Here is a 20,633-nt window from a genome sequence, read left to right on the forward strand (position 1 = left end):
TGGTTTGCTCGCCCAGCTTGGATCGGTCGCGATGGGGAAGTGAGAGTAGCGCGATTTCGCGCCAGCGCAATCAGGCCGGTTCGGTGTTGCGGGGGCGATCGGACATTGCGGTGGAAAGGACGTTACCAAGAGCGCTCTGCTTGTCACGACGGCGTTGCACCGAGGACGGAATGCGCATGGCTTCGCGATACTTCGCGACCGTGCGGCGGGCAATATCAATGCCCGAGGCGCGCAAGCGTTCCACGATGGTGTCATCCGACAGGATTGCGGACGGTTCTTCCGAATCGATCAGTTGCTTGATGTGGTGCCGCACGGCTTCGGCCGAGTGCGCCTCGCCGCCGTCGGCCGAGGCGATCGACGCCGTGAAGAAATATTTCAACTCGAACGTGCCGCGATTTGTCGCCATGTATTTGTTGGCGGTGACGCGCGACACCGTGGACTCGTGCATCTGGATGGCGTCGGCAACCGCCTTCAGGTTCAGCGGCCGCAGGTGCGCGACACCATGGGTGAAGAAGCCGTCCTGCTGGCGCACGATCTCGGTCGCAACTTTCAGGATGGTGCGGGCGCGCTGGTCGAGCGCGCGCACCAGCCAAGTCGCGTTCTGCAGCGCGTCGGTGAAATAGGATTTGTCGCCGTCCTTGCCGATCTTCTTCGACAGCTCGGAATAGTAGGTCTGGTTCACCAGCACGCGCGGCAAGGTGTCGCTGTTGAGCTCGACGTGCCAGCCGCCGTCGGGACCCGGGCGGACATAGACGTCGGGCACCATGGTCTGAAGCCGCGCCGAGCCGAACTTCATGCCGGGCTTGGGATTGAGCCGGCGGATCTCGCCGATCATGTCGGCGATGTCCTCGTCGTCGACGCCGCAGAGCTTGCGCAAGCTGGCGACGTCGCGCTTGGCGAGGAGATCGAGATGCTCGACGAGGGCCTGCATCGCGGGATCGTAGCGGTCGAGCTCGCGGAGCTGGATCGCCAGGCACTCGCTCAAATTGCGCGCGCAGACGCCGGGCGGATCGAATTTTTGCAGCACGGCAAGGACGTCTTCGACATCCCGTTGCGTTGCGCCGAGACGCTCGGCCGCCTGGCCGAGATCGGGCGGCAGATAACCGGCTTCGTCGACGAGGTCGATCAGGTACTGCCCGATCATGCGCTGCGCCGCGCCGGTGAAGGCGACCGAAAGCTGCTCGGCCAGATGGTCGGAGAGCGTCATCTCCGCCGCGACGAAGGCTTCGAGATTGTAGTCCTCGTCACCGGAGGCGCCGCCGCCCCATTCCGTATAGGTGGTCGGCGCGGCGTCCTGGGCGTTGCGGGCGGCGGCCTCGGCCGGCTCCTCGGAGAAGACGTTGTCCAGGCCCGTGTCCAGGGTCTGCTCGATCTCGGCGCGGGTGCCGAGATCCTTGCTCATCCATTCTTCCTGGCCGGGCTCGAAGGCGTCACCGCTGCCGCCAAAGCCGTCATCGGCGCCATGACCGTCACCCTGGCTGCCTGAATCATCGCCATCGCCGTCGCTGAACTGGGCGGTCTCGGCTGGGGCGTCGCCGCCGGGAGCCTCGTCATTGGCCCGCTCAAGCAGAGGATTACGCTCGAGCTCCTCCTCCACAAAGGTCGTGAGATCGAGATTCGACAGCTGCAGCAGCTTGATCGCCTGCATCAGCTGCGGCGTCATGACCAGCGACTGCGATTGCCGGAACTCTAATCTCTGCGTCAGCGCCATCTAACAAGAACCGTTCCCGAAAATTGGTCCGATTCTTGCTTATCCTAGTCCTGGCGCGATGTACACGCCTTGACGCGGCGGAAAAAAGGGCTAGAGGCGAAATTCCTCGCCAAGGTAAAGGCGGCGAACATCCGGATCCGCGACGATCTCGTCCGGGCTCCCCTCCGTCAGGATCTCACCGGCATAGACGATATAGGCGCGATCGGTGAGGCCGAGCGTCTCGCGCACATTGTGGTCGGTGATCAGGACGCCGATGCCGCGATTGGTGAGGTGGCGGACGAGGTCCTGAATGTCGCCCACCGCGATCGGATCGATGCCCGCGAAGGGCTCGTCGAGCAGCATGTAGTTCGGACGCGTCGCCAGCGCGCGCGCGATCTCGACGCGGCGACGCTCACCACCCGACAGCGCGATCGAAGGCGATTTTCTAAGGCGCGTGATGTTGAATTCGTCGAGCAGCGAGTCGAGTTGCTGCTCGCGCTTCTTGCGCGACGGCTCGACCACTTCGAGCACGGCGCGGATGTTCTGCTCGACGGTGAGGCCGCGGAAGATCGAGGCTTCCTGCGGCAGATAGCCGATGCCGAGCCGCGCGCGCTGATACATCGGGAGTTTCGTGACGTCGTGGCCGTCGAGCTCGATCGCGCCGCGATCGGCCTTGATCAGGCCTGTTATCATGTAGAACACGGTGGTCTTGCCGGCGCCGTTCGGGCCGAGCAAGCCGACCGCTTCGCCCCGGCGCACATAGATGCTGACGCCCCGCACGACCTGACGGCTGCCGAAACTCTTTTCCACGCTATGCACAGCCAGGAAGCCCGGCCGCCGCAACAGCTGCGGTCCGCCCGTGCCGTTCGTCTTCGAACCGGACTTGGCGCCGGGTCTGGCTTGGGGCGGCTGGGGGGCTGCCGGCCGCGCCCGCGGCGGCGCCTCGACGCCATAGGGATCCGGGGCCTGCATGGGCTGGTCACGTGCAATCGGCGGCGCGTCCCTGACAGGACTCGCCACCAGGCCGCCGACGCTGTCACCGAGTGCGGTGATGTCCTGACGGGCAAATCCTGGCCGGCCGCGTTTGGCGGGGCGCCGACGGAACATGCTGAATAGATCGACCATCCCCGCCTTCCAGCGTTTCGCGATCGTCACGCGATCTGCCGCGCCGGCCTTTCGATTCGCCGACGCAGCATGAGTTTAGGGATGTCTCATGCCCAGTGAAACACGCCCGAAAAGCGGCGGACCCCGCTTCGAAAGCCCTGCGCGCTAGATACAGCCTCGCCGCGCAAGCTTCAACCTCGGATCGGCTTAGTGAAAGCCAAACTATTGAAGTTACACCTGGAATTTACTTTTTCTTGGTCGAGCCCGGCAATTGCAAGGGTGAACCCGCGCTCGGGGCCACGGGCGTTCCGCATTTGCCGTCCCCGCCCCCCTGGGACTGGATGAACAGGCCCTGCACCTTGCCGCTGTCGGATTCCACCCGGGAGACGCCGGTGGTCATGTCGACCATCAGGCGGTCGCCACGCAGCACGTTCTGGCACTGGGTCAGGACCACCTGGCCCCCGGCTCCGCCGAGCATGGTGATGAGGTTGGTCTTGGTGTCGAACACGGCGGTCTCGCCTGTCACCACCTGGTCCTTCTGGGTGACGACGACATTGCCGCGCGCTTCCAGCCGCTTGATCGAGGAGGCGCCGCCCGGTCCCGGCGTCGCCGACTGCATCGGCGCCGCCGCCTTCGCGCCCTTGGCAGGAGCCGCCTGCGGCGCGGCCGGCTTGTCGCTCTTGGATTCGTAGAACACCACCAGCGTCTTCGAGGTCATGGTGGTGTCGCCCTGCACGACCTTCACATTGCCCGCGAAGGTCGCTTCCTTCTTCTTGTCGCGCATCTCGAGCGAAGCGGCCTCGATCTGGATCGGCTGATCGCGGTTCTGCGAGAAGCCCTGCATCGCGTTGGGCACGCCTTGCATCGCGGTCTGCGCCACGGCAGCACCACCTGTCACGATCAACGCGGCCGCCGCGACGATGGCGCGACGCTTGACGACGTTGCGGGAAAAAAGACCGATCATGAAAATCACTTTGAGTTCGCAGACTTGTTCTTCTTCGCCGGCGGCGGCGGTGCGGGCTGCTCGACGGGCGCGGGCGTCGCCTCATCCGTGCTGATCTTGTCGAGGTGCATCACCACGTTGCCCTCGAAGCGGACGACGTCGCCGCCTTCGGTAATGCGCAGCTTGTCCGCCGTCAGCGTGCCGTTGGTCAGCTTGACGTCGACACGCTCGTCCGACGAGACGGTGCCCTTGTTCATGTCGACGAAGGCCGAGTTCAGCCGCGCCTCGTAGCCGGTCGAGGTGCGCAGGAAGATGTCCTTCGCAAGGCTGAGCTGCTGCTGCTTGTTGTCGAAGCGGCCGTAGCGGGAATCGAGGAACAGGGTGGACTGATCTTCCATCAGCACTTTCGCGCGCAAATCATTGAGGTCGACATGATCGGCGTCGGTAATGTCCTGCGTCGCGGTCTTGGCCCAGAGCTCGTAGGGGCGCTGATCCGGCGTGTAGCCCGAGAGATGCGGCGTTTCCATCGTGATCTTGGTGCCGGTCACCACGAGGTTTCCGGAGTCGAGCTTGATGGGAATCTTGAAGGGATTGAGGAAGGTCGAGACCGCGACGATCGCGGCCAGGGATGCAGCCACCGTCGCCGGCACCGCGATGCGCAGAATCCGCACTAGGCGGCTGTGGCGCGCCGCGCTGGCAAACTTCGCCGCAAGCGCGGCGTCGTAGGCGGGATTGTGGGCCGAATTCACCGCTGCTCCGGGGTGTCGCTCGCCTTATCCGGTTGAAGGCCGCGCCATTGTACCCGGCAACGCCCGAATATGCAGCCTTGGACATATCGGCCCTGGAGAGGCCGCAGGAAAGTGTCCGAAACGGGGCGTTGCCCGAGCCCAACGGTCGAGGGCTCAGGAATGCGCGAAAATGTCCTCTTCCTCCCAGCCCTGGAGGTCGAGCAAAGCGCGGGTCGGCAGGAAGTCGAAGCAGGCCTTGGCCAGCGCGGTGCGGCCCTCCCGGACCAGCATGGCGTCGAGCCGCTCGCGCAAGCCATGCAGATGCAGCACGTCGGAGGCGGCGTAGGCGAGCTGAGGCTCGGTCAGGCTGTCGGAACCCCAGTCGCTGGATTGCTGCTGCTTGGAAAGGTCGACATTGAGCACCTCGCGCACGAGGTCTTTCAGGCCGTGGCGATCGGTATAGGTGCGGGTCAGGCGCGAGGCGATCTTGGTGCAATAGATCGGCCCGGTCATGACGCCGAAGGTCTGGTACAGCACCGCGACGTCGAACCGGGCGAAATGGAAGATCTTGGTGATGGCGGGGTTGGCGAGCAGGGCCTTCAAATTCGGCGCATCGGTGTGACCCTTGGGGATCTGCACCACGTCGGCGCTGCCGTCGCCCGGCGAGAGCTGGACCACGCAGAGCCGGTCGCGGTGCGGGTTGAGCCCCATGGTCTCGGTGTCGATCGCCACCGCGCCGGTGTAGCGGGAGAGGTCAGGCAGGTCGCCGCGATGCAGGCGTACGGTCATGGCGTTTCAAACCCTTTGGTCAAATCGGTCGCGTCGTCATCATAGGCCAACCGGATGGTCCGCGATGTATCCACTGCGGAGGGGCGGCGCAAGCGCAGATACGGGCCTGATCAGATCGCCGCCAGCATGATGCAGACCATCGCCGCCACCGTGGTGCGGCTCGCACTGTCCCGGAAGGCGTAGATGATGGGGTCGTCGGGCATCTCGCGGCGATGCGCGATCATCAGCGCCCGGCCGAACCAGTAGAGCAGCAGGGGCGCGAGCAGCCAGAGCATCCAGGGGCGGCTGTAGAGCGGCGTCACCGCGGAGGACGAGACGTAGAGCGTAAACACCGTCACCGCATTCATGGCGCTCGCCGCCGCCATCGCGGCGATGATGTGCAGATCGCTGATGCGGTAATCGCGGTTGGAGGGATCGGAAAGGCCCTCGCCCTGGCGCATGCTCAGCTCGCTGAAGCGCTTGATCAGGGCGAGCGAGGTGAACACGAACAGCGAGAAGACCATCAGCCATTCCGACAGCATGACGCCGGCCGCGACCCCGCCGGCGACGATGCGCAAGGAGTAGAGACCGGCGAGCGTGACAACGTCGACCAGCATCTTGCGCTTGAGCACGAGCGAATAGGCGATCGTGGTGGCGAGATAGGCGGCGAGCACGCCGAGGAACAGCGGCGAGACGCAGAGGCTCGCGGCAAGCGCGAATCCCCACAGCGCGGGGATCGCAAGCAGCGCCGACGAGATCCTGAGGTCGCCCGAGGCAAGCGCGCGATGGCGCTTGGTCGGATGCTGGCGATCGGCGGCGAGGTCGAGCAAATCGTTCATCAGATAGGCGCCGGACGCACAGGCCGAGAACGCCAGGAACGCCAGCAGCGTGATGCCGAGTGTGGCGAGAGTCATCTGATGCGCGGTTATCGCTGGCACGAACAGCAGCGTGTTCTTGGCGTATTGATAGAGCCGCAGCGCCTTGGCCCAGGTTTTCAGACCGGCGCCACTTTCGCGAAGTGACTCGATGCGCTCGATCGACACGCGATCGAACGGCAGATTGACACCGTCCGCGAGAGCGGCTGGCGTCACGACACCGTCAAAACCGAGATGCGCGGCGATGCCCGCGGCATGACCGGCGAAGCGGCCCGCGACCAGAAAGATCTTCGCATCCCGCGCCCGCGCCGCCAGCGCCCGGTTCAGCACGTCGGCATCATAGGGCAGGTGAGCGTAGTCGAGTTCGGCACGCGCCAGGATATCCGTGAGCGCCGCCATGCCGGCGCGGCCGCCCGCCCCGAAGCGGGCCAGCATCCGTGCGGGGCTGGAGAACAGCGCTTCCATCAGCAGCTCGGAGCGCAAGAGCGCGCCTTCGAGATCGATCACCAGCGTGCGGCCGGGCACCGGGACAGATTCCGGTGCGGCTTCACTCCGATCATGCTGCCAGGCGGGCTGCTCCATCCGAAAACGCTCTGAATTGAGTGCGAAGGCCGGCCTGCGGGCCGGCCGTTTCGCGGGAAAAGGACCGCCGCGAGCCTAGGCGGCATTGGCTAAGGGCGGCTTAACCAGCTGGAAACGGATCGGGCGCCGGCCTGTTGCGGGGATCCCACAATCCGGCGCCGGCTGGATATACCAGCGGAACTTCGGCCCTCCGCCGGTGGTAATCGGCCACGCCCACCCTATCTGAGGCCAGCTTCCCACCACGCTCCAGGTGCCATGACAGACCAGACGCTCGCCGCGCCGATCGACGATCAGCAGGAACGCCAGCGCGGCTTTTCGCGCTACCAGTCACTCCTGGTGGCGCTGCTCGCGTTCGCCCAGTTCACCATCATTCTCGACTTCATCATCATGTCGCCGCTCGGCGCCATCATGATGCCCTCGCTCAACATCACGGCCGGGCAATTCGGCGTCGCGGTGTCGGCCTACGCGTTCAGTGCCGGACTATCGGGCATCCTGGCCGCCGGCTTTGCCGATCGCTTCGACCGCAAGCGGCTGCTGCTCTTCTTCTATGCGGGCTTCACGCTCGGCACCCTGCTCTGCGCGCTGGCGCAGACTTATCATGTGCTGCTGCTCGGCCGGATCGTGACCGGATTGTTCGGCGGCGTAATCGGCTCGATCGTGCTCGCCATCGTCACCGATCTGTTCGCGCTGCACTTGCGCGGCCGCGTGATGGGCTTCGTCCAGACGGCATTTGCCGCGAGCCAGGTGCTCGGCGTGCCAGCCGGCCTGTTTCTCGCCAATCACTGGGACTGGCATGTCTGCTTCTTTGCGATCGTCGGCCTGTCGATCCTGGCCATCGCCGTGATCGCCTTTGCGATGGAGCCGGTCGACGCGCATCTGAAGCTGAAGCAGGACCGGAACCCGTTCCATCACCTGGTCGCGACCATCTTCGAGCCGCGCTACACGCTGGCCTTCGGCGTCACGACGCTGCTGGCGACGGGCGGCTACATGCTGATGCCGTATTCCAGCGCCTTCACGGTGAACAATGTCGGCATCGACATCACGCATCTGCCGACGATCTACCTGGTCTCCGGCCTGTTCAGCATCGTCACCGGACCGCTGGTAGGCCGCGCCAGCGACACCTTCGGCAAATACCCGACCTTCGTGTTCGGCTGCGCGATGACCGTCTTGATGGTGCTGATCTACACCCATCTCGGCCACGTCTCGCTGGTGACCGCGATCACCGTCAACGTGCTGATGTTCGTCGGCATCTTCTCGCGCATGATCCCGTCGCAGGCGATCATCTCGGCGATCCCCGATCAGAGCCAGCGCGGCTCGTTCAGCGCGGTCAGCGCCTCGCTCCAGCAACTCTCCGGCGGCCTCGGCTCGGTGCTCGCGGCTGCGATCATCGCCCAGCAACCCGACGGCTCGCTGCTGCATTTCGAGCGGATCGGCTACGTCGTCGTCACGACGACGATCATCACGCTGGTCGCGATGTATTTCGTGCAGAAGGCGGTGGCGAAGAGGGCGGGGAGGAGCGTGGTGTGAGGGATTCTGGTCCCATCACGATCCCCGCGGCGAGCGGTGCGAAGGTCGCCGTCCGACCAGCTACGATGATCGAAAGCAGGCCTATTTGGGGACCAAATCCCGCAAAATGGTGCCCAGGAAAGGACTCGAACCTTCACGGCCGTTAAGCCACTGGCACCTGAAGCCAGCGCGTCTACCAATTCCACCACCTGGGCATGCCGTTTGGGGCACGGAGGCGGTTACTACGGTTCGGTGACGCCGTTGTCAATTCATGGTTCTGGATGCCGATTGCGCATTGCACACCGGGCCGATACAAGCCTGATATCTCGCACTTCTTCGCAGGAACGGACCTATGGCATCGAATCTGGAAACGCTCGTGACGGTTTTCGGCGGATCGGGGTTTTTGGGCCGGAACGTCGTCCGCGCGCTGTGCCGGCGGGACTACCGCGTCCGGGTCGCGGTACGGCGGCCGGAACTGGCCGGATACCTCCAGCCCTCGGGCAAGGTCGGCCAGGTCCACACCATCCAGGCCAATCTGCGCTATCCTGGATCGGTCGAGGCGGCGGTGCGCGATTCGCATGTCGTGATCAACCTGGTCGGCATCCTCGCCGAGAGCGGTGCCCAGACCTTCGACGCGGTCCAGGCCAGGGGCGCCGAGACTGTCGCCAAGGCGGCGGCGGCTGCGGGGGCCAGCCTGATCCACGTCTCGGCGATCGGCGCCGACGCTGATTCGCCCTCGCACTATGCCAGGGCCAAGGCCGCCGGCGAGGCCGCGGTGAGCGCGGCGGTGCCGTCGGCCACCATCTTCCGTCCCTCCGTGATGTTCGGCCCCGAGGACCAGTTCACCAACCGCTTCGCGGCGCTGGCGCGGATGTCGCCGGTGCTGCCGCTGATCGGCGGCGAGACCAAGATGCAGCCGGTCTATGTCGGCGACGTCGCCACCGCGATTGCGGACGCCGTCGACGGCAAGGCCAAGGCGGGCGCCACCTACGAGCTCGGCGGACCCGAGGTGCTGACGATGCGCGAGATCATCGAGGCGATCCTCGAGATCACCGACCGCGAGCGCGCGCTGGTGCCGCTGTCGTTCGGCCTCGCCCGCCTCAAGGCCGCCTTCCTGCAGTTCGCCCCGGGCGCGTTCAAGCTGACACCGGACCAGGTGACGCTGCTCCAGCGCGACAATGTCGTGTCCGATGCGGCGAAGGCCGCCGGACTGACGCTGGAAGGCCTCGGCATCACGCCCGATTCGCTGGAAGCGATCGCCCCGCAATATCTCTGGCGCTTCCGCCCGCAGGGCCAGTTCCAGCGCAAGAGCGCATAACCTACGTCAACGGCGGTCCTTCTTAACCTCTCCCGCAAGCCGGGCGAGGGAGCGCACCGTCCGCGCGGCGATAGCCTCAGAACTTCAGCTTCTTGAACACCGCCTCCGGCAGCGTCTTGATGATCAGCATCACGAGGCGCCATTTGCCGCTGACGTAGACGACATCCGTCTTCTTCTCGACCGCGTTCAGGATCGCATCGCCGACGACGGGCGCATCGACGGTGAGCGGGCCGATCAGCTTCATGCCATCAGTCATCCTGGTACGGACGAAGCCGGGCTTGACGGTGACGACATGCACGCCGCCGCGGCTGGCGCGGGCGCGCAGGCCCGAGAGGAATGCGGAGAAACCCGCTTTCGCCGAGCCGTAGACATAGTTCGAGGCGCGGCCGCGATCGCCGGCCACCGACGACACGCCGACGACAGTGCCGCTGCCGCGCGCAAGAAATTTTTCGGCGAACAGGCCGAGGATCAGCGACGGTCCCTCGTAGTTCGAGCGCATGATCGTGGTGGCATGGGCGAGATCGCTCTCCGCATTTTGCTGCACGCCCAGCAGGCCGACGATCGAAATGACGACGTCGGGCAGGGCGGGAAGGCCGGCAACGAAACCCTCGAACAAGGCGGTGTCGAGCACGTCGAATGTCCAGGTGTTCGCTTCGATGCCGTAGCGCGCGCGCAGATCGGCGGCGTCAGGCTCCAGCGCGGCCGCGTCGCGACCTGCGAGGCCGACATCGTATCCGGCCTTGGCAAAGGCGCGCGCCGCGGCGCGGCCGATATCGGAGGAGCCACCGAGCACCAGAACTGACATGCGTGACGTCACGGATTAAACCTCATCGAACAGGCGTTGTGACAATTTCGAGCGGATGTTTCCTGCGGGATCGAGCGATTTGCGGATCGCGTTGAAGCGCGACAGCGCGCCATAGCCGGCCTCGAACGTCGCGCGCGACTGCCGCGCATCCTTGGCGAGATAGAGCCGGCCGCCGGCCGCGACGACGATGCGATCGATCTCGTCGAGGAAATTCAGGATGTCGCCCCTCACCGGGAAATCCAGCGCCAGCGTGTAGCCGGGCAGCGGAAACGACAGCAGGCCGTCGCCGTGGCCGAGCTTCTTCAGCACCGCGAGGAACGAGGCATCGCCGCGCCTGGAGACACGATCGAGGATGTCAGCGAGCACGGCGCGCGCGTCGGCTTGCGGGATCACGCATTGATGCTGCAGGAAGCCGCGCCGTCCATAGATGCGATTCCAGTCTGCGATGCCGTCGAGCGGAAAGAAGTAAGGATAGAGCGAGACCACGTGGTCGCGCCCCGCGCGCCTTGCGCCCATGCGGTAATAGAGCTCGTTGAAGGCCCGGATGCTCCAGCGGTTCAGCGTCATCGACGGCAGGTCGACGGGCACAGCCAGCCCGGGAGTCTTGCCGAGGGGAAATCGATCGGCGCCGTCGGCAAGTTCATCGGCGCGTGCGTGCTCGCCGAGATAGATCAGCGAGCGGCCGAGATCGTTGCCGCGCGCCACGCAATCGATCCAGGCCACCGAGTAGGTCGCGGAATCGCCGGCCTCGAGCGCGCGCATGGCGGCACCGAGATCGGATGCGGAAATCACGTGCTCGCGGATCCAGCCGGTTTCGACGGGGCGCAGCCGCATCGTCGCTTCGAGAACGACACCGGTGAGGCCCATGCCGCCGACGGTTGCGAAGAAGGCATCGGAATTCTGCTCGCGCGAGATCTCGAGGGTCTCGCCCTGCCCGGTGCGCAGCAGGATGCTGTCGACATAGCGGCCAAAACCGCCCTCGCCATGATGGTTCTTGCCGTGGACGTCGGCGGCGATGGCACCACCGACCGAGACGAACCGCGTGCCGGGCACGACGAAGGGCAGGAAGCCGCGCGGCCCAAAGGTATCGATCAGGTCGGACAGCAGCACGCCGGCTTCCAGCCGGATGCGTCCCGTCGCCGGATCGAACGACCTGATGCGGTCGAACCCGGTCATGCCGATGGTCCTGGCAACGCCGATCGCGGCATCGCCATAGGCGCGGCCGTTACCCCGCGCCACGGAGCCGGCGACGACAGCCTCTCCCACCGCCCCGAACGAACGCGGTCGCAGCACTTCGCTATCGACGACCGGGAAGCGTCCCCAGCCGCTGACGAGGGTCATCGTTCAGCTCCGTCCGCGGGCCACCCCCGCTTTCGGACACTGCCTACCGGTCAAAAGCTGATATTGCGTTGAGGCGTATCAGCTGGTTTTCGAGAAGTTAACGGCCCAGCGCCAGCGCGATCAGGCCGAGCGTGCCGACGATGACGCGCCACCAGGCGAACACCACGAAGCCGTGGCGGGTGACATATTCCAGAAACGACTTCACCACGATGATCGCAGTGATGAACGACACGATGAAGCCGATCGCGACGATACCCATGTGGTCCATCGTCATCTCGGCGCGGCTCTTGTAGAAATCGTAGGCGAACGCGCCGATCATGGTCGGAATGGCGAGAAAGAACGAGAACTCCGCCGCCGCCCGCTTGTCCGCGCCCAGGAACATCGCGGCGACGATGCTGGCGCCGGAGCGCGACACGCCGGGAATCATCGCAATGCACTGCGCGATGCCGATATAGAGATACATCAGCAGCGGAAACTTCGTGGCGTCATGCTCGCGCGGCTTGAGGTCGAGCTTGTCGACCCAGAGCAGGATGGCACCGCCGACGATCAGCGTGAAGCAGACGACCCAGGGGTTGAACAGCAGGGTCTTGATGTACTTGCCGGCGATGAGGCCGACGACGACAGCCGGCAGGAACGCGACCAGCACGCCGATCACGAAGCGGCGGGAATAGGAATCGCCCGAGAAGAAGCCGATCACGACGTCCCACAGCTTCTTGAAGTAGAGCCCCACGATCGCGAGGATCGCGCCGAGCTGGATCAGAACCGTAAACGAATCCCAGAAGGCGCCTTCGCCGAGGCCGAAGAATCGCTCCGCAAGCAGGAGGTGGCCGGTCGAGGACACGGGAAGGAACTCGGTCACCCCCTCGATGATGCCGAGGATCACTGCCCGTATTGTATCTGACATATTTACGGTCCATTTCCGCTGGAAAAGCGGGGTTCTTCTCGCCTATTCGCCCCTCGCTCGCAATCGCAAAATGCGCTATCGCGCCCTTGCCTCGCGGTTTTGAAGGACTAGTGTGGCGCCGCACAAACATTGATGGATTCTTAAGCACCATCAAATAGTCAAAGGCTTCATGTTTACGCTGTTTCATCATCCGTTCTGTCCGCATTCGCGATTCATCCGCCTGATCGCGGGCGAATACGGGCTCGAACTGAAGCTGGTCGAGGAGCGCAGCTGGGAACGGCGCGAGGCGTTTCTGCTGCTCAACGCGGCCGGCACCACGCCCGTTCTGGTGGACGACGAACAGCCGCCGATCCCGGGCGGGGCCATCATCGCCGAATATATCGACGAGGCCTACGGCGCCGAGATGGGCCCCAAGCGGCTGATGCCGGAGACGATCGCCGAGCGCGTCGAGGTGCGCCGGCTGATGGCCTGGTTCAACGAAAAGTTCTTCGAGGAAGTCTCCCACCCGCTCGTCACCGAGCGCATCTACAAGCGCTTCATGAGCGAGGGCAATGGCGGCGGCCCGCCCTCGCCCGACGTGATGCGCGCCGCCAAGGCCAACGTGCGCTATCATCTGGCCTATATCGGCTGGCTGGCGCAGACCCGTAACTTCCTCGCCGGCGACCGGCCCACTTACGCGGATCTCGCCGCCGCGGCGCATCTCTCGGCGATCGACTATCTGGGCGACGTGCCATGGAGCGAGGACGACGCAGCAAAGGCGTGGTACGCGCGGGTGAAGTCCCGTCCGTCGTTCCGCCCGCTGCTGAGCGAATGGCTGGCGGGCGTGCCGGCGTCGCGGACCTACGTGGACCTGGATTTCTGAACTCCGATCCGACTGAACTGAAGACGGCGCTGGCGCGCGAGGCGCACGTACTCGGCTTCGACTGCATCGGCATCACGGCGCCCGGCACGATCGACTGTGCCGGACGGCACTTCCTCGAATTCATCGCCTGCGGCGGCCATGGCGACATGGACTGGCTCGCGAGCCAGCCGGAACGCCGCGTCGATCCGCGCGGGCTGTGGCCGGATGTGCGCAGCGTGATCATGCTCGGCGTCAATTACGGCCCCGACTCCGATCCGCTCGCAATCCTCAAGCAGCGCACGCGCGCGGCGATCTCGGTCTATGCGCAGGGCGACGACTATCACGACCTCATCAAGAAGCGGTTGAAGGCGCTGGCCCGCTGGCTGGTCGCGACCGCGCCGAGCGAAGTGAAGGTGTTCGTCGACACCGCGGCGGTGATGGAGAAGCCCCTGGCACAGGCCGCGCATCTCGGCTGGCAGGGCAAGCACACCAATCTGGTTTCGCGCGAGTTCGGATCGTGGCTGTTTCTCGGCGCGATCTACACCACGCTCGACTTGCCGCGCGACGATGCCGAGATCGATCATTGCGGCTCGTGCCAGGCCTGCCTCGACATCTGCCCGACCTCGGCGTTTCCCGCGCCTTACCAGCTCGATGCGCGGCGCTGCATCTCCTATCTCACCATCGAGAACAAGGGACCGATCCCGCAGGAATTTCGCAAGGCCATCGGCAACCGCATCTATGGCTGCGACGATTGCCTCGCGGCGTGCCCCTGGAACAAGTTTGCGCAGGAGGGACGTGAGGCCAAGCTCGCCGCGCGCGACGAATTACGCGCGCCTGGTCTCGCCGAACTTTCACGGCTTGACGACGCAGCGTTTCGCGCGCTGTTCACGAAGTCACCGGTGAAGCGCATCGGGCGTGACCGGTTCTTGCGGAATGTGCTGGTTGCGATTGGTAACTCGGGCGATGCGGCGCTGGCGAAGGACGCGTGCCGCTTGCTTGATGATGCGAGCCCGCTGGTGCGCGGCGCTGCGGTTTGGGCGCTAGGGCAGTTGGTGCCGCAGGACGAGTTTGCGGCGGTGAAGAACGCTGCGATGAGCAACGAGCCCGATGAGAGCGTGCGTGAGGAGTGGCGCACCGCCTCCTAGTTCTCGCTCTCACCACCCTTGATTTCCGCGCACGTTCCCGCAAAGTCGCGCACCATGACAACAAACATGCCTTTCTTCACCCGCGACGGCGATACATTCCATCCGACGGAAGTGGCCAACGGTCCGTGGGACCCGAAATCGCTGCACGGGCGCGTCATCATCGGCCTGATCGGCTTCGCCATCGAGGAGCGCCATTCCGGCCCTGAGTTCGTGCCCGCGCGGCTCACCGTCGACATGTTTCGGCTGCCGACCATCGACAAGCCGATTCACGTGACGACGCGGCTGGTGCGCGACGGAATGCGCATCCGCGTCGTCGAGGCGGAGTTCCTCTCCGGCGGCATCAGCATGGCGCGCGCCTCCTGCCAGCTGCTGCGGCGAACGCAAAACCCCGAGGGCAATGTCTGGTCGCCGCCGAACTGGGACGTGCCGAAGCCATCAGACATTCCAAAGCCGACCGACCCCAGGCTCGGCATGAACGGCAAATGGACGACGCGCCCCATCGTCGGCCACATGGGCTCGCTCGGTCCGCGCCGGCTCTGGATGAGCGAGGTGCGCGAACTCGTTGCCGGCGTGCCGATGACGCCGTTTGTCCATGTCGCCACCGGCGCCGACTTCGCAAGCCCGTTCGCCAATGCCGGCGACAAGGGACTCGGCTACATCAACAGCGACGTCACGATCTATCTGCACCGCCTGCCGGTGTCGAACTGGATCGGTTTCGACGCGGTGAACCACCAGGCCACGGACGGCGTCGCGATCGGCGAATGCTGGCTCTACGACGAGCAGGGCCCGATCGGCACCGCGACGGTGGCCGCGCTGGCGCAGCGCAAGCCGATGGCGAAGCCACCTCCGCCGTAGTTCGACGACGTCACACCAGATGCCGCTTCATCTCCGTTCGCGCCTTCAGCTCGGCGCCCTGCTTGGCGACGATCTTGGCGATCCGCTCCGGCGCGAACTTCAGATCGACGAACGCCGGCGCGGTGTTGGCGACCTCGTGATAGCTCACGATCTTGCCGCCGCGCAGCGTCATGATCGCGACACCCTCGAACATCGCGCGCGCGCCGCTCGCTTCCGGCAGGGTTGATTTGTAGCTGAACGTGTAGCGCGCATACAGCGTGGTGCCGTTGCCGACGGGGTCATGCATGTCCCAGCGGAAATCGGTCGCCGTGCGATAGAACCAGTCGTCGACCATTCCAGCGATTTTGTCGCGCCCTTCGAAAGCGCCGTAGAACACGTCGTGATAGACGCCGTCCTCGGTGAAGAGATCGGCAAAGGCACGACCGTTGCGCTGTTCGACCGCGTCGCAGAAAGCACGCAGCATGGCGGTGGTGGTCATGAATTGCCTCCCGTGTTTCTTGTTGCGGCCTACTTCACCCGATCTCCGCCACCGCGGCAAGAATGCGCGCGATGTCCTGCGGGCGGGACAGGCGGTGATCGCCGTCCTGGATCAGGGTGAGCACGACGTCGTCGGCCGGCAGGCGGTGCGTCAACGAAAACGCGTGCTGCCATGGCACATCAGGATCCTGCGCGCCTTGCAGGATGCGGACGGGACAGCCGAGATCGATGGCGCTGCCGAGCACGAGATGGTTGCGCCCCTCCTCGATCAGCTTGCGCGTGATCGGATAGGGCGTGCCGTCGCCATATTCGGATGGCCTGAGCCAAAAGCCCCTGGTCTCGATCTCCTTCTTCACCTCGGGTGAAAAATTCTTCCACATCAGCTCTTCGGTGAAGTCGGGCGCCGGTGCGATCAGCACCAGGCCCGCCAGCGAGGCTTTGCCGGAACGCTTCCTGATCTCCCGCGCGAGCAGCAGCGCCATCCAGCCGCCCATGGACGAACCGATCAGGATTTGCGGACCGGTGCAGAACCGCTCGAACACCGCGACGCTGTCCTCGAGCCAGCTGCCGATGGTTCCGTCGGCGAAATCGCCGCTGGATTCGCCATGGCCGGAATAGTCGAACCTGACGGCGGCACGGCCGCGCTCGCCGGCCCAGGCGTCGAGCGCCACCGCCTTGCCGCCCTGCATGTCCGACTTGAAGCCGCCGAGCCAGACGACGCCGGGCCCTTGACCAGATCCCTGGCCGGCGCGGTGACGCACCGCGATTTTGCGCGCTGACGGTCCCTCGCCAACATCGATGAAGTCGAGCACGGCATCGGGAATTGCTGGGGTCATGGAACGTTTACTCTTGCTGTGGGGTTTGAGGGCGTGGTCCCCGTTCCGCGAAGCAACCCTATATTGGTATTGTCCCTTTGGGACGCTTGCGGAACAGGGGCAAGGTGTCTATGTCGAGCACCGTGCCGATGGGCGTGACCAAAATGCCTCGCATTTGAGGGTTTTTCGCTTCTCGCACGAGCGACTTGCTTGCCGGCAAACGCATCTTCCTTCAAAATAGCCGCTTCCTTTCACAACTTTGGAGAACCACCCATTCGCCGTCCCAATAGAGCCCCGGCCCCTGCCGCCAAAGACGGGCCGCGCATCAATGATGATATTCGCAATGCGCAGATCCAGCTGATCGACGCTGCCGGTGACAACAAAGGCACCGTCGAGACGATGCTCGCCATCAAGATGGCCCAGGAAGCTGGCATGGATCTCGTCGAGATTTCGCCGAATACCAGCCCTCCCGTCTGCAAGATCATGGACTACGGGAAGTATAAGTATTCCGCCCAGAAGAAAGCCGCCGAAGCCCGCAAGCGGCAGAAGACCGTCGAGATCAAGGAGATCAAGCTCCGCCCGATGATCGACGACCACGATTACGACGTGAAGATGCGCGCGATGCTGCGGTTCTTCGAAGAGGGCGACAAGGTCAAGATCACCCTGCGCTATCGCGGCCGCGAAATGGCGCACCAGGAGATCGGCACCAAGCTGCTGGACAAGATCAAGACCGACGTCGCCGAGCTCGCCAAGGTCGAGCAGGACGCCCGGTTCGAGGGCCGTCAGGTCGTCATGGTACTGGCGCCGCGCTGAGTGCAGCTTCTCGGGACTGAGAATTCAACGGCCCGTCCGGATCGTCCGGCGGGCCGTTTACGTTTTCAGGACCGCGTCGCCTGCCAGGTGCCGCTGCACTGGTCGCCGGAGATGACGCCCCGCCAGGAGCCGGCTCCGGCTGCGCCGCCGAGACGACCACCGCCACTGGCATGGGAGGCGCCGACCGACACCTGGACCGCTACGGCGCCGCCGCGATTGACGGTGCCGGACACCCGGCCGCCACCGGCGGACGAGACCCGGCTGCCAGTCACGGTGAAGGGGACGCTGTAGCCCGAGCTGCAGACGCCGCGGGTGGTGGCGAAGGTGACGTTCCAGACACCGTCATAGCCGGCGATGCGGGCATCGGCAGTCGATGGGACGGCCGCCGCGGCGAGCACGGCCAACAGCGCCAGGTGGCGCGGACGCGTGACAATGGACAAAATCGATCGGGAAAAATGGGCCATTTTGGTCCTGCTCCGGACGGGACGGCGTGAACAAGGGGTGGCAACACCCAATAGTCGGCGGGCAGGTTTCGCCGGTTCATCATCGTTGCCAATTCGCCCGTTCTCTGTCATAAGCCCGACCTTCATCGCCCGGCTGATTAAGGGCTGCCGTGGCGGTGTTTCGTGCGGGTTTCGCGCTTGTTCGCAAAAACCTGAGCACAATCAACGCTCTAACGAGCATTTTTGACGGCCACGCCGCCTTCGCGGGCGGATGTCGTTGGCCATTAGGAGAGCCAAATGCCCAAGCTGAAGACCAAATCGGGCGCTAAAAAGCGCTTCAAGGTGACTGCCACCGGCAAAGTGATGTTCGCCCATCGCGGCAAGCGTCACGGCATGATCAAGCGGACGAAGAAGCAGATCCGTCAGCTTCGCGGCACCAGCGTGCTGTTCAAGACCGACGGCGACAACGTCAAGAAGTACTTCTTGCCGAACGCCTGATCGCGTCCAAGATCGACGAAGATCATTGCCATCTCTGCCGCACCTTTCGCGGCAATCCGAAACAAAGTCATCTCTGAAGGATTTTTGTCATGTCTCGCGTCAAACGCGGTGTGACCGCCCACGCCAAGCACAAGAAAGTCTACAAGGCCGCCAAGGGCTTCTACGGCCGCCGCAAGAACACCATCCGCGCCGCCAAGCCGGCCGTGGAAAAGGCCCAGCAGTACGCCTTCCGTGACCGCAAGCGCAAGAAGCGCACCTTCCGCGCGCTCTGGATCCAGCGTCTCAACGCGGCCGTCCGTCCGTTCGGCCTGACCTACAGCCGATTTATCGACGGTCTCGCCAAGTCGGGCATCACCGTGGACCGCAAGGTGCTGTCGGATCTCGCGATCCACGAGCCCGCGTCGTTCCAGCTGATCGCCGAGAAGGCCAAAGCTGCGCTAGCCGCCTAAAAGGCTGCTCTCGCGGCCTGAGGCTTGCGCTAGCGGCCGGTCTGGCCCGCAGCCTTCAGCGCGCGTTGCGAGTAACACTGGGCGACCTCCGCCCGGCAGAAAGCCGTAAACGAGAGATACATGGTGCCGGACTTGTTCCGGTACTTGACGTCGCATGCGTGCATCTCGCGCTTGTAGGCCTGGCTCTGCGCGGCACTGAGGCCGGACTTGAAGTCCACCTCGCATTTCCTTTCGACAGCGGCGCCGAGCTGAACATCGCCGCTCGCGGTCAGTTCGCAATCCTTGAAGACCTTCATCGCGCTTTCGCAGCCCTTCTGCGCGCTGATGGTGTCCGCGACCTCGTCCAGCGTCATGGATTTGTCCATGCAGACCATGGCGCGCGCAGGCGTCGCGGCAGCCGACAGAACGATGGCCAGGACGGCCAAACAGCATTTCGAAAGCATCGCAAAGGTCTCCTCGTATCCTGTCTTGGTGCCGGGTCCCCGCGCGAGGTTCAACCCAGCCGCTCGAGAAGCGGAAATGACCGGCTTTTTGCTTGACGTTACGCCCTTCGGGCGGCGACAACCCAGCCGAATTTGGCAGCAAGGATTTGACTGTGTCCGACCTCGCAACGCTTGAAACATCCATCCTCGACCAGATCGCCGCCGCCGGCGACGAAGCCGCGCTCGAAGCGGTGCGCGTCGCAGCCCTCGGCAAGAAGGGCTCGATCTCGGCGCTGCTTGCCACGCTCGGCAAGATGTCGCCCGACGAGCGCAAGACGCAGGGCGCGGCGATCAACCAGGCCAAGGACAAGGTCACCGAGGCGCTCGGTGCACGGCGCGACGTGCTGAAGTCGGCAGCGCTCGATGCGCGGCTAGCATCCGAGACCGTCGACGTCACGCTGCCGCTGCGCGATGCACAGGCCGAGGCCGGCCGCATCCATCCGCTGAGCCAGGTTTGGGACGAGCTGACCACGATCTTCGCCGACATGGGTTTCTCGGTCGCCGAAGGTCCAGACATCGAGACCGACGATTACAACTTCACCAAGCTGAATTTCCCTGAAGGCCATCCGGCGCGCGAAATGCACGACACGTTCTTCTTCCATCCGAAGGAGGACGGCTCGCGCATGCTGCTGCGTACCCACACCTCGCCGGTGCAGGTGCGCACGATGCTGAGCCAGAAGCCGCCGATCCGCGTGATCTGCCCGGGCCGCACCTACCGCATCGATTCGGACGCGACCCACACGCCGCAATTCCACCAGGTCGAAGGGCTCGTCATCGACAAGCATTCTCATCTCGGCCACCTCAAATGGATCCTGCACGAGTTCTGCAAGGCGTTCTTCGAGGTCGACCACATCAACATGCGCTTCCGTCCCTCGTTCTTCCCGTTCACGGAGCCGTCGCTGGAAGTCGACATCCAGTGCCGCCGCGACAAGGGCGAGATTCGCTTCGGTGAGGGCGAGGACTGGCTCGAGATTCTCGGCTGCGGCATGGTGCATCCGAATGTGCTGCGTGCCTGCGGCATCGATCCCGACGAGTACCAGGGCTTTGCCTGGGGCATGGGCATCGACCGCATCGCCATGCTGAAATACGGCATCGCCGATCTCCGCCAACTGTTCGACAGCGACGTCCGCTGGCTCAGCCATTACGGCTTCAAGCCGCTCGAAGTGCCGACGCTCGCGGGAGGGCTGAGCTCGTGATGCTCGCCCGCACGAAGATTCTCTCCGTTCCCTCACCCCGTGTGGGGGAGGGTCA

23 protein-coding genes and 1 tRNA gene are annotated in these 20,633 nt (G+C 64.6%); 10 read left to right on the forward strand and 14 right to left on the reverse strand.

What is annotated here, in order from left to right; all coding sequences use genetic code 11:
• Nucleotides 1–70: 70 nt before the first annotated feature.
• The 6 genes from rpoN to QY049_RS31310 all read right to left on the reverse strand — a co-directional run bounded on the left by rpoN (nt 71) and on the right by QY049_RS31310 (nt 6,690).
• Entirely contained in the window at nt 71–1,711 is a 1,641-nt protein-coding gene (rpoN, locus tag QY049_RS31285; protein WP_258764397.1) for an RNA polymerase factor sigma-54, read from the reverse strand.
• A 90-nt stretch (nt 1,712–1,801) separates the two neighbouring features.
• Nucleotides 1,802–2,815 carry an LPS export ABC transporter ATP-binding protein gene (gene lptB, locus QY049_RS31290; protein WP_258767095.1) on the reverse strand — a complete coding sequence of 338 codons (1,014 nt, stop codon included), beginning with the start codon at nt 2,813–2,815 and terminating at the stop codon, nt 1,802–1,804.
• Nucleotides 2,816–3,038: 223 nt separating this feature from the next.
• Complete coding sequence (locus tag QY049_RS31295) at nt 3,039–3,758, reverse strand: LptA/OstA family protein (protein WP_301270381.1); 720 nt, start codon at nt 3,756–3,758, stop codon at nt 3,039–3,041.
• Between the two features lie 5 nt (nt 3,759–3,763).
• Nucleotides 3,764–4,486 carry an LPS export ABC transporter periplasmic protein LptC gene (gene lptC / locus QY049_RS31300; RefSeq protein ID WP_194478714.1) on the reverse strand — a complete coding sequence of 241 codons (723 nt, stop codon included), beginning with the start codon at nt 4,484–4,486 and terminating at the stop codon, nt 3,764–3,766.
• Between the two features lie 153 nt (nt 4,487–4,639).
• Nucleotides 4,640–5,254, reverse strand: a complete 615-nt coding sequence (locus QY049_RS31305) for a ribonuclease D (protein WP_194478715.1) — start codon at nt 5,252–5,254, stop codon at nt 4,640–4,642.
• A 110-nt stretch (nt 5,255–5,364) separates the two neighbouring features.
• Entirely contained in the window at nt 5,365–6,690 is a 1,326-nt protein-coding gene (locus QY049_RS31310; RefSeq protein WP_258764398.1) for a UbiA family prenyltransferase, read from the reverse strand.
• 255 nt (nt 6,691–6,945) lie between these two features.
• Between QY049_RS31310 and QY049_RS31315 the strand changes: the two genes are divergently transcribed.
• Nucleotides 6,946–8,217, forward strand: coding sequence for an MFS transporter (locus QY049_RS31315; RefSeq protein ID WP_258764399.1), 1,272 nt, complete (start codon nt 6,946–6,948; stop codon nt 8,215–8,217).
• 107 nt (nt 8,218–8,324) lie between these two features.
• Here the strand turns inward: QY049_RS31315 and QY049_RS31320 are convergent.
• Nucleotides 8,325–8,411: transfer RNA gene (locus tag QY049_RS31320), tRNA-Leu, on the reverse strand.
• Between the two features lie 137 nt (nt 8,412–8,548).
• Between QY049_RS31320 and QY049_RS31325 the strand changes: the two genes are divergently transcribed.
• The gene (locus tag QY049_RS31325; protein ID WP_258764400.1) at nt 8,549–9,514 is read left to right on the forward strand and encodes a complex I NDUFA9 subunit family protein; all 966 of its coding nucleotides are present in this window, start codon (nt 8,549–8,551) and stop codon (nt 9,512–9,514) included.
• Nucleotides 9,515–9,590: 76 nt separating this feature from the next.
• Here QY049_RS31325 and QY049_RS31330 read toward each other — a convergent pair whose 3' ends face one another.
• The 3 genes from QY049_RS31330 to QY049_RS31340 form a co-directional block, all read right to left on the reverse strand.
• Nucleotides 9,591–10,331: an SDR family oxidoreductase gene (locus QY049_RS31330; protein WP_258764401.1), complete on the reverse strand. Its 741-nt coding sequence runs from the start codon at nt 10,329–10,331 to the stop codon at nt 9,591–9,593.
• Nucleotides 10,332–10,334: 3 nt separating this feature from the next.
• A complete protein-coding gene (locus QY049_RS31335) occupies nt 10,335–11,660 on the reverse strand; it encodes an FAD-binding oxidoreductase (RefSeq protein ID WP_258764402.1) in 1,326 nt (441 codons plus the stop codon).
• 97 nt (nt 11,661–11,757) lie between these two features.
• On the reverse strand, nt 11,758–12,564 hold the full coding sequence (locus QY049_RS31340) for an undecaprenyl-diphosphate phosphatase (RefSeq protein ID WP_194478721.1): 807 nt from the start codon (nt 12,562–12,564) through the stop codon (nt 11,758–11,760).
• 169 nt (nt 12,565–12,733) lie between these two features.
• Between QY049_RS31340 and QY049_RS31345 the strand changes: the two genes are divergently transcribed.
• From QY049_RS31345 to QY049_RS31355, 3 genes are all read left to right on the forward strand, one after another.
• Nucleotides 12,734–13,426 (forward strand): glutathione S-transferase family protein, encoded by a 693-nt coding sequence (locus QY049_RS31345; RefSeq protein WP_194478722.1) that lies wholly within the window; start codon nt 12,734–12,736, stop codon nt 13,424–13,426.
• Nucleotides 13,375–14,550 carry a tRNA epoxyqueuosine(34) reductase QueG gene (queG, locus tag QY049_RS31350; protein ID WP_258764403.1) on the forward strand — a complete coding sequence of 392 codons (1,176 nt, stop codon included), beginning with the start codon at nt 13,375–13,377 and terminating at the stop codon, nt 14,548–14,550. The genes QY049_RS31345 and queG overlap by 52 nt, the downstream gene beginning before the upstream one ends.
• 66 nt (nt 14,551–14,616) lie before the next feature.
• A complete protein-coding gene (locus QY049_RS31355) occupies nt 14,617–15,405 on the forward strand; it encodes a thioesterase family protein (protein ID WP_258764404.1) in 789 nt (262 codons plus the stop codon).
• Nucleotides 15,406–15,415: 10 nt separating this feature from the next.
• Here the strand turns inward: QY049_RS31355 and QY049_RS31360 are convergent, their stop codons facing one another.
• Nucleotides 15,416–15,883, reverse strand: coding sequence for a nuclear transport factor 2 family protein (locus tag QY049_RS31360; protein ID WP_258764405.1), 468 nt, complete (start codon nt 15,881–15,883; stop codon nt 15,416–15,418).
• Nucleotides 15,884–15,917: 34 nt separating this feature from the next.
• The gene (locus tag QY049_RS31365; RefSeq protein WP_258764406.1) at nt 15,918–16,718 is read right to left on the reverse strand and encodes a carboxylesterase; all 801 of its coding nucleotides are present in this window, start codon (nt 16,716–16,718) and stop codon (nt 15,918–15,920) included.
• A gap of 252 nt (nt 16,719–16,970) precedes the next feature.
• Between QY049_RS31365 and infC the strand changes: the two genes are divergently transcribed.
• Nucleotides 16,971–17,510 (forward strand): translation initiation factor IF-3, encoded by a 540-nt coding sequence (gene infC, locus QY049_RS31370; RefSeq protein WP_194482547.1) that lies wholly within the window; start codon nt 16,971–16,973, stop codon nt 17,508–17,510.
• A gap of 65 nt (nt 17,511–17,575) precedes the next feature.
• Here the strand turns inward: infC and QY049_RS31375 are convergent, their stop codons facing one another.
• Nucleotides 17,576–17,974 carry a hypothetical protein gene (locus tag QY049_RS31375; protein ID WP_258764407.1) on the reverse strand — a complete coding sequence of 133 codons (399 nt, stop codon included), beginning with the start codon at nt 17,972–17,974 and terminating at the stop codon, nt 17,576–17,578.
• Here QY049_RS31375 and QY049_RS31380 point away from each other — a divergent pair.
• The 3 genes from QY049_RS31380 to rplT all read left to right on the forward strand — a co-directional run bounded on the left by QY049_RS31380 (nt 17,943) and on the right by rplT (nt 18,900).
• On the forward strand, nt 17,943–18,200 hold the full coding sequence (locus tag QY049_RS31380) for a hypothetical protein (protein ID WP_258767127.1): 258 nt from the start codon (nt 17,943–17,945) through the stop codon (nt 18,198–18,200). The two genes, QY049_RS31375 and QY049_RS31380, sit on opposite strands and share 32 nt — an antisense overlap.
• A 50-nt stretch (nt 18,201–18,250) precedes the next feature.
• Complete coding sequence (rpmI, locus tag QY049_RS31385; protein ID WP_027535561.1) at nt 18,251–18,451, forward strand: 50S ribosomal protein L35; 201 nt, start codon at nt 18,251–18,253, stop codon at nt 18,449–18,451.
• An 89-nt stretch (nt 18,452–18,540) separates the two neighbouring features.
• Nucleotides 18,541–18,900 (forward strand): 50S ribosomal protein L20, encoded by a 360-nt coding sequence (gene rplT / locus QY049_RS31390; RefSeq protein ID WP_092239381.1) that lies wholly within the window; start codon nt 18,541–18,543, stop codon nt 18,898–18,900.
• Between the two features lie 29 nt (nt 18,901–18,929).
• Here the strand turns inward: rplT and QY049_RS31395 are convergent, their stop codons facing one another.
• The gene (locus tag QY049_RS31395) at nt 18,930–19,343 is read right to left on the reverse strand and encodes a hypothetical protein (RefSeq protein WP_258764408.1); all 414 of its coding nucleotides are present in this window, start codon (nt 19,341–19,343) and stop codon (nt 18,930–18,932) included.
• Between the two features lie 152 nt (nt 19,344–19,495).
• Between QY049_RS31395 and pheS the strand changes: the two genes are divergently transcribed.
• Nucleotides 19,496–20,578 carry a phenylalanine--tRNA ligase subunit alpha gene (pheS, locus tag QY049_RS31400; protein ID WP_258764409.1) on the forward strand — a complete coding sequence of 361 codons (1,083 nt, stop codon included), beginning with the start codon at nt 19,496–19,498 and terminating at the stop codon, nt 20,576–20,578.
• Nucleotides 20,579–20,633: the final 55 nt, after the last annotated feature.

The sequence above is a fragment of the Bradyrhizobium sp. WYCCWR 13022 genome, assembly GCF_030435535.1.
Classification (GTDB): domain Bacteria; phylum Pseudomonadota; class Alphaproteobacteria; order Rhizobiales; family Xanthobacteraceae; genus Bradyrhizobium.